This window comes from Gemmatimonadaceae bacterium, assembly GCA_035633115.1.
GTDB lineage: Bacteria > Gemmatimonadota > Gemmatimonadetes > Gemmatimonadales > Gemmatimonadaceae > UBA4720.
Genome location: DASQFN010000079.1, coordinates 242,382 through 255,381 on the forward strand (window position 1 = coordinate 242,382; position 13,000 = coordinate 255,381).

Below are 13,000 nucleotides of genomic sequence, written 5' to 3' on the forward strand. Positions count from 1 at the left end.
GTTTTCGAGACATGGTAGTAGCGCTCGCCGTCGCTGTAGCCTGCGTACTTACGCTCGCGACGATGGGACGTGCGACGATTTTTCTCGTCGTTGCGATGTTGTTGTGCTACGCACTATGGGTGCGTCGCACGGAATGGCCGCCGGGTGAAACTGTTCTCGGAGTGTACGCCCTCGCAGTACTCGTTCAGTGCGCCCATTCTGTGGAGGAATACCTGGCCGGCTTCTACCGTGTATTTCCGCCCGTGTTCGGCGCCAGTCCGTGGTCTGGGCGACGGTTTCTGATCTTCAACCTTGTGTGGCTGACGATTTTTGTATTTGCCGGCGTCGGACTCTCGCGCGGAAGACGCGCTGCCCACTTAGTTGCACTGTTTCTCGCGATCGGCGGCGGCATCGGCAACGGCCTCGGCCATCTTGCACTCTCGGCTCGTGGGGGTGGTTATTTCCCCGGAGCCTATACCGGAGTGCTCGCTCTCCTCGTGGGGTCGCTTCTCGCGTATCGTCTGATCCGAAAACCAGCTCACATCGTGTCAGCCGCGCACAACGCGGAGTCGCAAAGCTGAGTTTCAGCTAATCGCGACCGGGTTCATCATCGCCTCCGCTACATTCCTTCAACAATCAGCCGAAACCGTGGCATCTCGCGGAGGGAATCGAGATCCGCGTCATGCGCAACCCAGTCCTTTTGACCATATCCCTTGTCGACTGCCTTCTCGAGGCAGTCCAAAGCCTCATTGGAATTGCCGAGCAGTGCATACATGCAGGATATGTTGTACAAAAGAAGTGGGTCGTCGGGATTGATCGTCAGGGCCCGGCGCGCGTAATCCCTCGCCGCGTCATTCAGGCCCAGGCTCGCGGCAACCGTCGCGCCAAGCTGACAGGCACGTGCGTCGTCTGGGTTGAGATTCAGTCGCTCGTCTATCAGGCGGAGTGCCTTTCTGTTCATTGCTTCGCTTTCTTCTTTCATTCCCATGACACCGTAGCAACGCCCAAGAAACGTCGGCGCCTGAAAATCCTCTGGTCGCAACACGCACGCTCTTTCGAACAGCTTTGCGGCCTCCGCAAACTCCCCCTGTGCGATTCTCGCCCGCCCGTAGTGATACAGCGCTTCGAAAAGCTTTGGATCGAGCTTTATCGCAAACTCGAACTCACGCTCGGCTTCAGTAAAGCGCATGCTCAATGAATGCGTTAATCCGGATGCGAGATGCGCCTCGGCCAGATCGGGACCTAGCTCGAGGGCCCTGCGGCTCGCTGCGTTTCCCTGAGTCAGATTCTGCTCGCGGGCGTCGCAGTTCATGAAGAGAAGCGAGCAGCTGTCAGCCAACCCTGCATACGCGAGCGCGTAGTCGGGATCGAGCTCGATCGCGCGCCTGAACATCTGCCGGGCGTATTCGAGCCCGCTCCGGCTCCACTGATGGATGAACTGTCGTCCGCGCAGGTAGTACTCGTATGCCTGGACGTTCACCGAGCGGTCGCGCTCGATGGCTTTTTTCTCGCCCTCGCTGAGTATCACGCGAAGCGCGTCGAAGATCGCCTGCGAGATCTCGTCCTGAATGGTAAACACATCTTCCATGTCGCGATCGAATTTTCCAGACCAGAGCTGATATCCATCTGCAACATTGATCAGCTGTGCACCGATGCGAAGCCTGTTCCCGATCTTTCGCACGCTGCCTTCGAGAACCGTCGAGACTTTGAGCTTCCGTCCGATCTCGCCGATGTCCTCGCTTTTTCCCTTGAAGACAAAAGACGACGTGCGTGAGGCAACGCGAAGGGACTGAATCTTCGAAAGCGCGTTGATCAGCTCCTCTGCCATGCCCTCAGTGAAATACTCGTTCTCGGGGTCGGCGCTCATGTTCGCGAAAGGCAGTACCGCCACCGATTTCGCCGCCGAGACTACCGGCTGTGGCAGTGTGGCCGTGTCACTCGGGGTAACGAGTGTCTCGCTACCGAGCGCCTGAGCGAATACGGCCGTCGACGCGAATCGGTCTGACGGAACAGCGGCCATCGCTTTTGTCACTGCCCTTTCCACGTGCTCCGGAACGCTTCCGCGCACTTCGCGGAGTGGCCTCGGCGCCTCCGTGAATCTCTTCGTGAGAACAGCCTGGGCCGTAGCACCAGTAAAGGGTCGTTCACCAGCGAGCATCTCGTAGAGAACACAGGCGAGACTGTATTGGTCGCTCTGTCCGTCGAGGTTGAGTTCCCCTGAAGCCTGTTCCGGACTCACGTAGGCGGGTGTCCCGACCATCATTCCGGTCTGAGTCAGTGTTTCCGAGGCGGCGGAGCTCACGGCCTTCGCGATTCCGAAGTCCATGACCATCGCCTCACCCTCGTAGAGCATGACGTTTTCCGGCTTGATGTCGCGATGAACGATCTTCTGCCGGTGTGCGTAATCGAGGGCGGACGCGATTCCCTTTGCGTGGCGCACGGCCTCGTCGACGGGAAGCTGCTTCTCGCGCTCGAGACGCTCCCTCAGCGACTCTCCCTCTACGTATGGCATCACGTAGTAGAGAAACGACTCTGATTCGCCGCTGTCGAAGAGCGGCAGGATGTGCGGGTGGTTCAGCCGGGCGGCGAGCTTGATCTCGCGAAGAAACCGCTCCGGCCCCAGCGACGCGGCGAGGTCCGGGTGAAGCACCTTGAGCGCGACGACGCGGTCGTGCTTGCAGTCCTGGGCGAGATACACGGTCGCCATCCCGCCGCGGCCGAGCTCACGGTCGATGACGTATGAGTCCGTGAGTGCCGTGCGTAACCGCTCGATTGGAAGGGCCAAGTGCGTCGCTCGAAGTTTTGTCGGGGAATCTGTTTAGCGCCGCCGAAAGCCGCCAAGGCGCATCGCCCGTAGCTTTGTAGGTGCGGGCACTCATTATGGAAGGCGAATGACTGACACGCAACATCTGGATCGCTCACGGGTTCTCGGCACAGCGCAGATCCGGTCACATTTCCCTTCGCTCGATCGCCTGCACAACGGTCAACCTGTCGCTTATTTCGATGGACCCGGCGGAACACAGGTGCCGAGGCGCGTCGCGGACGCGGTAGTCGAGTACCTGTATCACCACAACGCGAACACCGAATGGGCGTACCCAACCAGCATCGAGACTGATGCTGCGCTCCTGTTCGCGCGCCAGGCGCTCGCTGATTTCCTGAATGCATCACCGGCCGAGATCGTCTTCGGCGCGAACATGACGACGCTCACGTTTCACCTCTCGAGAGCACTTGGTCGCCGGCTCTCGGCCGGCGACGAGATCATAGTCACCGAGCTCGACCATCATGCGAACATCGATCCGTGGGTGGAGCTGGCGAAGGAGCGGGGTCTTTGTATTCGCATGGTGAGGATGATTCCGGAAACCGGCCAGCTCGACTGGGATGATTTCAGCCGGCAGCTCAACGCGAGGACGAGGATCGTCGCGATGGGCGCTGCTTCGAATGCGCTCGGCACGATCAACGACGTGCGCGCCGCCACCGAAATGGCTCATGAAACGGGTGCGATGATGTTCGTCGATGCCGTTCATTACGCACCGCATTGCCTGCCCGACGTCCGCGCGATTGGCTGCGACTTCCTTGCCTGCTCGGCATACAAATTCAACGGTCCGCACATCGGCATTCTCTACGGTCGGAATGACTTGCTCGAGGCGACCGACTTTCCGAGGCTTCGTCCGGCTCACCAAACGGGACCGGAGAAAGCAGAAACCGGCACGCTCAATCATGAGGGAATCATAGGCGCCGCGGCCGCGGTGGACTTCTTTTCATCGCTGACGAGCGCCGGGGAGACAAGACGCGAGCATCTGCAGCTGGTGTTCGATGAGCTCCACCAGCGAAGCTCGAGACTGGTGCGCGGGCTCTGGGACGGGCTTTCGTCGATAGGCGGAGTCCGTGTGTACGGTCCGCCGCCCGGAGTGGAGCGAACACCGACCGTAGCTTTCACGGTGGACGGTATTAATTCGAGAGAAGTCGCGCGCGGTCTTGCAGAGCGCGGAGTGTTCTGCTCGCACGGTGACTTCTACGCGATGACGGTTGTCGATCGACTCGGCCTTGCAGGAGAAGGTCTCGTGCGCGCCGGCTGCGCGATGTACACCACGAGAGAAGAGGTGGGCCGCCTGCTCGAGGCGGTGAGATCAATCTGCCGCAGTAGAGCGATGTAAGCTCCGCAGTCCGCAGTTACTCCGCAGTCCGCAATTCGTACATGTCTCCGAGATCAGCTGCGGCGAGCTCGACGAGAAATCCGGCGATCTTTTCAGTAACGGCATCGAGAAACCTGACTCCCTTTTCCGCTGATGCCGCAGCCGGATTCCCAACGCCGGTATCCTCCGTCACCCGTGTCCACTCGCGCGGAGCCCAGGCCCATCCCTCCCGAAATGCTTTTACTTTGAACGTGCGCGCCTTCCCTTCGCCCGCTTCTGATAACGGAAGCACCAGATCGGGGCGGATGTGCAGCATCGCGCTCGTCTCCAGCTCACCGCCGTGATCACCGGGTTCGTCGAAGTACGGCTTCGGATCGACGCAGCTCCACCAGTTGATGGTCGACATGAAAACGCCACTCGCCAGTTGCAACTCGCGGATCATCTGCCTGAAATCATTCCCACCATGGCCATTCAGAACTACGAGCTTCCTGATTCCCTGTGCTTCCAGTGAATGGGCGACGTCCGACAGAACCGCTGCCTGAGTACTTGGGTTCATGTTGATGCACAGCCGGATGTTGAGCTGACCGGTGTTCACGCCGAAAGGAATCTCGGGCAGAACTATGACGCGGGTCCCCGCTTCCCATGCGCGTCGCCCGGCTTCGCGAGCTACGTAAGCGCTTTCGTGGTTGTCGGTGCCGTAGGGCAGGTGGAAGTTGTGGGCTTCCGTTGCACCCCATGGGAGCACGGCGACTTCGTAGTCCGTCGCGCGCGCCGTCTTCCACGTCACCTCACTCAACAGCCAGGGCTCACCAGGCACGGCAGATCCGGTAGGGGGAAATACGCCATCTGTCTCGCGAAACGATCAAAAAACTGATCCGTAGGGATTCAAAGTGGCACTGCGCGATGTAAGATATGGGTGCGTCTGATCGGGGGCGATCAACTGAGCCCGATTGGACACCGACCACCTCTCTTCCTCCCGGATGGACAACATGGATTTCCTCACCTGGATAATCGTCGGACTAGTGGCGGGTCTCCTTGCATCACTCGTGATGGGCGGTACAGGGCTCGGAATTATCGGTGACATCATAATCGGGATCTGCGGAGCTTTCGTCGGCGGTTGGGTGTTTGGGATGCTGAGCATCACGAACCCGCTGAGCGGGCTTCCGGGGACCATCCTCGTCGCGTTTGTCGGGGCGCTGCTCCTTCTGGGCATTATCCGTCTGCTGCGGAGGCCAGGGCAAAACCTGTGACGAACGGATTGACCGGATTGGAACTGATCAGCAACAACCACGTGAGATCGGATTCATTTCTCCTTTGATTGTCTGATCCGTTCCAGCCCGCTGTTTGGCCTAGAACCTCGCTTCTACGTAGAGATTCGTTCTGATCTTCTTTTCGGGATATATGCCGCGCGCCACATCGAAGCGGACGAGTCCATCCATGAATGAGACACCAGCGCCAACGCCGCTCAGCGGCCGACCGGGGCTCTTCCAGTCATCCCGGCTCCCTGCCCATCCGAGATCTCCGAAGATCACAGGGCGGGCGCCCACGAAGCTCGACCCCAGCTCGGCACGAGTCAGCCAGTACGCATCTCCGATGGCCGCACCCGCGCGCTGGCCGCGAACCGTCTGAGTCCCGCCGAGATACCAGAGCCGCTGCACGGGCATCGTTCCGCCCGAGGTGCCGGCGCCGACGGTGAGCGCGCCGTCGAGCCGCGGTCCCAGTCCATGAGTCACCGTTGCGTCGAACATTCCGCGGGCGTAGTCGAAATCACCGGCCGCGCCTTCGACCTTCACGCTTCCAAAAGTCCTGAGACCGTGTGGGTCCAGTCCACGTGATCCATGTCTCTCGAGCGCGAGGCCCACGACGTTCCCGCGAGTCGCGCGGATGTTGTCCGTGAATCCTTTTGAGCCGAAGGTCTTGGCGAGCGAGAAGTCCGTTTGCTTGCTCACATCACCATGATGCTCGGCGAACAGCCGCCATGTTCCGGACGTGGAATCGTTTCGCGCTCCGGTCAGCTCGATGCCGGTCGTACGATAGTAGAAGCCTTCGTCGCGACCGAAAAGAAGCGCCGAGAGTGAGCTGCCAAACGAGAACGGGTCCGCAAAATCGTTGGCCGACGCAAGACGGCGGTATGCGCCGACGCCGATCGTATTTCGTCCGTCACTCCGCGAGAGACCGAGCTCTCCAGTGGGAGTAACATCTGACGTCCCGATGCGCGCTAACGCTCTCGCCGTGTACCCCGCGCCTAGACTCTGACGAACCGCAAGTCCTGTGGAAAGTCCTTCGATTCGATTGTACCTCGTGAGTCCGAGCCCATAAGTGAACACCGGCTTTTGCGGTATGAACCCCGGTTGTGCTCCCAGCGTCAGCGCTTCGGCGATGAGCGCATCGCGTTCCGATACGCCGAACACTTCTTCTCCTTCGTCATAGATCGACTTCGGCAGTTCAGGAGAGACCGCCAGCTTCGTCGTGTCGCAGGGTACTTGAGTAACAATCGAAAGCGTTCCTTCGAACCTTGTGGAAGTTCGCGACCGGCTGTTCGACAAGTCCTTGCACGCCTCGCGTCTCCTCTGTCGGCGGAAAGCGCGCGACGTGGAATCCTGCGCCGTATCGATCGCTGCGATCTGCGGCAGAGGCGGCAGGCTGCCGTTGACGCTCGCGTACTTGAAGCTCTGCTCGAGCTTGAAGGGGACGTGCATGAATCCGGCTTGCGCTTCGCCTTCGAGGCCCTGCAGCCGCGGCATCCAGAACCGCCCTTCATGAAGGCCGTATTCGATCGTGATTGCGTTCACCTTTGCGGTCATCGGTGTCATCAATGCCTTCACCCATTTCGGCGGCTTGTCATCGTCGTCATCTGCCTCTTCGTCGGCCTTCGCCCAGATGTCGAGAGGCTCTGCAAGCCGGAAAACCGCGCGCACGAGACGCGACGAGCCCATATCGAACCACAGTGAGCCAAGTGCGACGTTCCATTTCGGCTCGCGTGGACGCACAATGAGCTCGCGAAGCTGGATTCTAGTCCCGCTCGAGAGCTGGAAGCTCACTGAGTCCCCGGTCGCGTAGGTGTAGTAGGCTTCTGCCCCGTTTGCGAGCGGATGGATGATCTCGCTCTCGCTGACATCTGCCTTTGCGAGACCCGATCCGACCCAGAGAGATTCACGTCCTGGGAAATACGGGATTGCGACTCCTTCGTCGCCGATTTCCGAATCACCGGCGCCTTCGAGCATCGGCATCACAGTCCGCCTGCCGAGTACCTGGACCAGGACCGGTGACCCGCGGCTCCAGACGACTCGCGCGGCGCGCTCGTGTCGCATCAATAACCGGTCGCGCCCGATTCGCTTGAACCCCATCCCTACTGACATGCGCTCGTATGCGGTCGCGTCGTATCCGCGGAGCGCCGTGTCCTGCTCGAGCCGCGCGACACGAGCGGCAGCAAGGAGAGTCCGCGCACCAGCGTCGCGGAACGCGGTCGCCAGCCGTGCCGGCGTCAAAGGAATTCGTTTGGCGACCCGGCGCGCATGCTCGATGGAATCGCTCCTGACACGCCGAGCGCGGAGTGAATCCCTCCGCGCCTCTCTTGCCAGCTGCACTGAATCTGCGCGAGCGCTGTCCGTCTTCGCTTTTCCGCCAACGTTGATTGTGACGCTCGACTGAGCGAAAAGCACCGCGACTAGTAGCGCGACCATGGAATTGCCCGGAGTTGTGTGCGAACGGTTTTAAGGGATGCGCGCTATCTGTCGATGCTGTTGGGAATCGTGTACGACACTCCGACGTGCCACGTCACCTGATCCGTCTTGCTGTGCGACGGAAAAATCGTGATCGACCCATCGGGATTGTCTTGAATTGCGCCTTCGCGCAGATAAGTCGCTTCACCGCCGGTGAAATACCGGCCGCCGACATCCAGCGACATCATCGAGAACTTGCCGGTGAACGGGATGTACAAACCGCCGCCGAAGATCCAGGTCTGCGTGTTGTCGCTCTGGTTCTCAGAGCTGGCGAAAGTCTCGCCCTGGTACTGGCCGGTGCCCCGCACTGCCGAGCTCGTTGTGAAACCCATCACACCAATGGCCACGTTGCCGTACGGGCGGATGCGGCCGGCAGGAACCATCAGCTGCGGGCCAAACGCTGCCCAGAAAATCGAATTTGTGGTCTCGACCTCGAAACCCGCTCGACCACCAAACACTGAGCCACTCGGGATTGTCTCGCTGCCGTACTGGATACCACCCACATCGGCACGAAGACTGAGCGCACCCGCCCGATCGACCCTGAAGAGTCCGTAAAAGTCGCCGCCAAAACCGGTGTCGATGTTGTTCGCGAGCTCACCGCGCGGTGACGACATCAGAAGTCCGACACCGATGGTGAAACGTGAAGGCTTTTCAAGGCGAACGGCCGGACGCGCCGTGATCTGCGCTTCGAGAGGAGAGAGAAGAAAGGGCGCCGCGGCGGCGCCGGACAATGCGGCAATGCCGCCGAGTATCGTCTGACGAATAATAAGCATAAGTTCTCCGGGCTATGTTACTCGCGAGCCAAGGCATTGCTGATGCCGCAGGCTCGCGATTCCTATATGATGATACGACAACGCCTTAGTATTGTTTCACCCGTTCCGCGCGACCGTCCTGACCGAATAGCATGACACTCCTTGTCCCTGAACGATGACAGCGGCTGCCGCTGCGAATACTCATCCCCTTGTCGTACGCGGCCTTAGAAAGACGTACGGTGACGTCGTCGCCGTCGACGGCCTGGACCTGGAGGTCCGAAACGGCGAATGCTTCGGCCTGCTAGGCCCAAATGGAGCCGGTAAGACTACGACCATAGAAATCTGCGAAGGGTTGCTCGCCAGCGACTCGGGCGACGTCCGGGTGCTCGGCCGCACGTGGGAGCAGGACGGTGATCACCTGCGGGAGCGCCTCGGCATACAGCTTCAGGACACACAGCTGGCCGAGAAGCTCACGGTCCGCGAGACGATCGATCTTTTCCGCAGCTTCTATCGCCGTTCCCGGGACGCAAAAGCGGTAATCGAGATGGTGCAGCTTGGTGAAAAGCAGAATGCGCGAGTCGGCACACTGTCAGGCGGGCAGAAGCAGCGCCTCGCAGTCGCCTGTGCGCTGGTGGGCGACCCGGAGCTCCTTTTTCTCGACGAGCCCACCACCGGTCTCGATCCTCAGTCGCGGCGGCAGCTCTGGGGATTGATCGAGGAGTTCCGTGGAACAGGTCGCACTATTGTGTTGACGACTCATTACATGGACGAGGCCGAGCGCCTCTGCGACAGAGTCGCAATTGTCGACCACGGCCACGTCATTGCGCTCGGCTCGCCGGCCGAGCTCATAGATACGATCGGCTCGCAGCATCATCCACCGCCCGTCCAGCGGACCACATCAGCAACGCTCGAGGACGTTTTCGTGGTGCTCACGGGCAGGACCCTTCGCGATGAGTGATGCTGTAGTGGTTGCAGCTGCCCCCCGGCGATCATTCGCCGAGCGGTCGATCGTTCAGCTTACGCTCGCCCGATTTCGCGGGTTCATCCGCGAGCCCGAAGCGGTTTTCTGGACGTTCGTATTTCCGATTCTGCTCGCGGTAGGACTCGGGGTCGCGTTCCGAAGCCGTGCTCCGGATCAACCGCATGTCGGCGTGCTCGCCGCCGGCGCCTCAGGCTCACTGGTGGACGCGCTGAAGCGCGACTCGTCCCTCAAGGCCGAAGTGATGGACGACAGCACTGCGGCGCGTGCGCTGAGAACGGGAAAAATCGCAATTCTCGCGAGGATTACGGGGCCGACGAGTGTGGAATACACCTTTGATCCCGTTCGTGGTGACGCTGCAACCGCAAAGCTGCTGGTCGACCGTGCGATTCAGAGAGCAGCGGGCCGAAGCGACCCGGTCACTGTCGTCGAGCGAAAGGTCACCGATCGAGGATCTCGCTACATCGACTTTGTTCTGCCTGGGCTGCTCGGAATGAATCTCATGGGCAGCGGCATCTGGGGAATCGGCTTCGCCATCGTCGATCAGAGGGGAAAGAAGCTCCTCAAGAGATTCATGGCAACGCCGATGTCGAGGGCCGAGTATCTGGCGTCGTTCATGTTCTCGCGCCTGTTCTGGCTCGTGCTCGAGGTGGTCACGCTGCTTGGGTTCGGTGCGCTGGCGTTCGGTGTGCCTCTTCGCGGCTCGCTCACTGCTCTTTCGCTGATCTGCCTGCTCTCGGCGCTCGCATTCGCGGGGATGGGGCTGCTCGTCGCGTCACGCGCTCGTACAACGGAAGGGGTCTCGGGGCTCATGAACCTGGTGATGCTTCCGATGTGGATTTTTTCGGGGGTGTTTTTCTCCTCGAGCAACTTTCCACAGGCAGTTCAGCCGGTGATCCAACTTCTTCCGCTAACCGCGGTCAACGACGCGCTGCGCGCGAATATGCTCGAGGGCGCATCCCTTGCCTCATTGAGCGGTGAGATTCTCGTGATCGCTGGCTGGCTCGTGGTGAGCTTCATTCTCGCGCTCAGGTTGTTCCGGTGGCGTTGATGTAACTCAACAGAACGAGTATCTCGCGGCGCGCGGCGCGCCGACCACCTGGCGCGACCTCATTCGGGCGCCTCTGATAGCCCTTTGGAATCCGACGCATGAACATCAGCGTAGATCGCTTCGATGCGTTCAGCTTCCTCGTCCGTCAGGGCGGCAAACTCGCGCTCGCGAGCACGGATGGAGAGGCGACCGTTGTTTTGAGCAAGAAAACGGTACAATAAATCCAGCGTTCCTCCAGGCATGTCGATCAGGAGCTTTACCCTTTTCACGAACTTGTCATACGCCTCGAGAAATGCGACCTCGCTGGGAAGATCCTGCTCAATTGTTGCCTTCACACAGTGGTAGACGAACTCGGCGTGCACGGTCGCATCGAAAAAACGGTACCAGGCTGCGGTATCGTTGAGCACTTCAACGTTGCCTTTGTCTGTGGCTCGCCATTCAACCTGATCCAGCAGCGGACGGGAGTATGATTCGAGGACTCTCCGGTACGCAGGGAGCTCTCGCAGCATTACCGCGCTGACAGGAAATGCGAGTCCGTGCGGGGCGAACCCGCTCGCAGCGAGGATATGATGTATCAGCCAGCGATGAATGCGGCCGTTGCCGTCCTCGAAAGGGTGGATGTATACAAAGCCAAAGGCCTCGACGGCTGCGGCCACGACAGGCTCCATCTCGCCACGTCCCGCGCGTTCGTCGTAATCCACCAGCCCGTTCAATAGAGAGACAAGATCGTCGGGCCGGGCGCTGATATGATCGGGGAGAGGTGCTCCCGTTAGTCTGTCGTGCTCGCCAACAAATCCGCCTTCATTCCGGAGCCCTAGCTTCACAAAGCGCGCATCACCGATGACGATGCGCTGAAGCGCTTTGAACTCCTCGATTGAAAGCCGAGTCGTGCCTGCTCGCGCGATCGCCTGGCCCCATCGCCTGGCACGATCGGGCGAAGGCTCCTCACCTTCAATGCGGAAAGATGCGCGACTGTCGCTTAGCAGGAGGAAGGCTGCCGCGCGCGACATGATATCAGGATGTATACGCTTGAGCACAGCATCTGCACGCTCGGCGAGCTGTTCGTTCTCGAAATTCTTTATTCTCGTCGTTCGACGTACCATGGGACAAAACTCGCGAGTCCCTGGAAGATTATTTCGGACCTTGTGGCGCGCCGAAATGGGGCCCGTTTTCAGCGCGATCTGTTGCTTGGCATCGACGGCGTCGACCGCTTTTACCTTGCCGAGATCCGGGAGATCGAGGCGCTCATCTCGAAGCCATTCATACACAAACCACAGGCGGCGCATGTATGTGCCGGTCGGTACGGTTCGCACAGCGTCGGCGACTGCCTCAACCCGGACTCTTCGGAATAGTGCGTCGAGTACGCCGAGATCCAAGCCTTCCCATTTGAGGGCAAAGGCTATTTGTGCGGCAAAGTCATCGGTGGGTGTGTACCGTTTCGGCAATATTAGCCAGCCAGCCTCTTTGCGAGGCCGGTGGTGCCCGGCGATTGCCCCCAATCTGTTAGGCAGCGGGACTTTCAGGTCAAATTGATCAATGAGGCGCGAGTAACCAGCCAGTTGCGCCTTCACTGGCAGAGCTCGTCCGCGAAAAGAGTTCACTAGTCGCGATTTACTTTCACCCATTGGCATGTTCCGCGATTTTTGGTCACTAAGACCACCATGCTCGAAAAAACGATCACTAGCCGCGAAATATACTCACTTTTCATGCAAAATCGCGAAATACTTTCACTAAGCGTGAAGGTTTTTGTCATGTTGTCCCTTTCAGAGTGAAGGGTCTCGTTACGGTCGCGTTTTTCAAGGTATTGGCTAGAATCCAGCTAGGGGACCCGAACAGATGGTTCAACCTGGCAAAAGCTCCTGGCAACCGTGCGAAACTCGCTGTACGGGCAAATCAAACGAACTTGAATACTCCGCCGAACCCCGTTTGAAACTCACGTCATAGATGCTCGAGTCGCCTGGAATAGAGATTAACGGCTCGCTTGTGATCCCGTACTCGGAGCTCGCGGTCCGCGCCTCGCGTTCGTCCGGCGCCGGCGGTCAGCATGTCAACAAGACGGCGTCCCGCATCGAGATCAGCTGGAACATTCGCGACTCGAAGGCTCTGTCGGACGAGCAGCGCGAGATTCTGAATCACCGACTCGCATCGCGAATATCGACCGATGGCGCGATCCGCGTCGTCGCGAGCGAGACGCGGAGTCAGCACCGGAACCGCGAGCGCGCCGAAGCTCGTCTCGCCGATCTGATCAGGACGGCCCTGACACCGCGAAAAAAGCGAAAGCCGACCCGCCGCCCGCGCAGCGCGGACGAGGCTCGGCTCGCCTCAAAAAAGCTTCACTCGAAAAAGAAGCTCGAGCGAAAACGCGACCTGACGGACTAGCGCCG

Annotated in this window: 11 protein-coding genes; 6 read left to right on the forward strand and 5 right to left on the reverse strand. The window is 59.9% G+C overall.

Features of this window, described 5'->3' with window-relative positions; all coding sequences use genetic code 11:
- The first annotated feature begins 11 nt into the window (after positions 1-11).
- Entirely contained in the window at positions 12-560 is a 549-nt protein-coding gene (locus tag VES88_10830) for an HXXEE domain-containing protein (protein ID HYN81987.1), read from the forward strand.
- Between the two features lie 38 nt (positions 561-598).
- On the opposite strand, the gene VES88_10835 is transcribed toward VES88_10830, so the two are convergent.
- A complete protein-coding gene (locus VES88_10835) occupies positions 599-2,764 on the reverse strand; it encodes a protein kinase (GenBank protein ID HYN81988.1) in 2,166 nt (721 codons plus the stop codon).
- Positions 2,765-2,870: 106 nt separating this feature from the next.
- Between VES88_10835 and VES88_10840 the strand changes: the two genes are divergently transcribed.
- Positions 2,871-4,133: a cysteine desulfurase-like protein gene (locus VES88_10840; protein ID HYN81989.1), complete on the forward strand. Its 1,263-nt coding sequence runs from the start codon at positions 2,871-2,873 to the stop codon at positions 4,131-4,133.
- A gap of 16 nt (positions 4,134-4,149) precedes the next feature.
- On the opposite strand, the gene VES88_10845 is transcribed toward VES88_10840, so the two are convergent.
- Positions 4,150-4,929, reverse strand: coding sequence for a creatininase family protein (locus VES88_10845; GenBank protein HYN81990.1), 780 nt, complete (start codon positions 4,927-4,929; stop codon positions 4,150-4,152).
- Positions 4,930-5,101: 172 nt separating this feature from the next.
- On the opposite strand from VES88_10845, the gene VES88_10850 reads away from it, so the two are divergent.
- Positions 5,102-5,362: a GlsB/YeaQ/YmgE family stress response membrane protein gene (locus VES88_10850; GenBank protein HYN81991.1), complete on the forward strand. Its 261-nt coding sequence runs from the start codon at positions 5,102-5,104 to the stop codon at positions 5,360-5,362.
- Between the two features lie 99 nt (positions 5,363-5,461).
- Here VES88_10850 and VES88_10855 read toward each other — a convergent pair whose 3' ends face one another.
- On the reverse strand, positions 5,462-7,795 hold the full coding sequence (locus tag VES88_10855) for a hypothetical protein (protein ID HYN81992.1): 2,334 nt from the start codon (positions 7,793-7,795) through the stop codon (positions 5,462-5,464).
- A 44-nt stretch (positions 7,796-7,839) separates the two neighbouring features.
- Complete coding sequence (locus tag VES88_10860) at positions 7,840-8,607, reverse strand: hypothetical protein (GenBank protein ID HYN81993.1); 768 nt, start codon at positions 8,605-8,607, stop codon at positions 7,840-7,842.
- A gap of 154 nt (positions 8,608-8,761) precedes the next feature.
- On the opposite strand from VES88_10860, the gene VES88_10865 reads away from it, so the two are divergent.
- A complete protein-coding gene (locus tag VES88_10865; GenBank protein ID HYN81994.1) occupies positions 8,762-9,544 on the forward strand; it encodes an ABC transporter ATP-binding protein in 783 nt (260 codons plus the stop codon).
- Positions 9,537-10,616, forward strand: coding sequence for an ABC transporter permease (locus VES88_10870; protein ID HYN81995.1), 1,080 nt, complete (start codon positions 9,537-9,539; stop codon positions 10,614-10,616). The genes VES88_10865 and VES88_10870 overlap by 8 nt, the downstream gene beginning before the upstream one ends.
- Before the next feature lie 59 nt (positions 10,617-10,675).
- Here VES88_10870 and VES88_10875 read toward each other — a convergent pair whose 3' ends face one another.
- On the reverse strand, positions 10,676-12,061 hold the full coding sequence (locus VES88_10875; GenBank protein ID HYN81996.1) for a Fic family protein: 1,386 nt from the start codon (positions 12,059-12,061) through the stop codon (positions 10,676-10,678).
- A 499-nt stretch (positions 12,062-12,560) separates the two neighbouring features.
- Here VES88_10875 and arfB point away from each other — a divergent pair, with 499 nt between their 5' ends.
- The gene (gene arfB, locus VES88_10880; GenBank protein HYN81997.1) at positions 12,561-12,995 is read left to right on the forward strand and encodes an alternative ribosome rescue aminoacyl-tRNA hydrolase ArfB; all 435 of its coding nucleotides are present in this window, start codon (positions 12,561-12,563) and stop codon (positions 12,993-12,995) included.
- The last annotated feature ends 5 nt before the right edge of the window (positions 12,996-13,000 follow it).

What these genes read in the sequence shown, in the direction of transcription:
- VES88_10840 (HYN81989.1), top strand. Translation starts at nt 2,871, where the DNA reads ATGACTGACACGCAACATCTGGATCGCTCACGGGTTCTCGGCACAGCG.
- VES88_10865 (HYN81994.1), top strand. Translation starts at nt 8,762, where the DNA reads ATGACAGCGGCTGCCGCTGCGAATACTCATCCCCTTGTCGTACGCGGC.
- VES88_10830 (HYN81987.1), top strand. Translation starts at nt 12, where the DNA reads ATGGTAGTAGCGCTCGCCGTCGCTGTAGCCTGCGTACTTACGCTCGCG.
- VES88_10870 (HYN81995.1), top strand. Translation starts at nt 9,537, where the DNA reads ATGAGTGATGCTGTAGTGGTTGCAGCTGCCCCCCGGCGATCATTCGCC.
- arfB (HYN81997.1), top strand. Translation starts at nt 12,561, where the DNA reads ATGCTCGAGTCGCCTGGAATAGAGATTAACGGCTCGCTTGTGATCCCG.
- VES88_10860 (HYN81993.1), bottom strand. Translation starts at nt 8,607, where the DNA reads ATGCTTATTATTCGTCAGACGATACTCGGCGGCATTGCCGCATTGTCC.
- VES88_10855 (HYN81992.1), bottom strand. Translation starts at nt 7,795, where the DNA reads ATGGTCGCGCTACTAGTCGCGGTGCTTTTCGCTCAGTCGAGCGTCACA.
- VES88_10850 (HYN81991.1), top strand. Translation starts at nt 5,102, where the DNA reads ATGGATTTCCTCACCTGGATAATCGTCGGACTAGTGGCGGGTCTCCTT.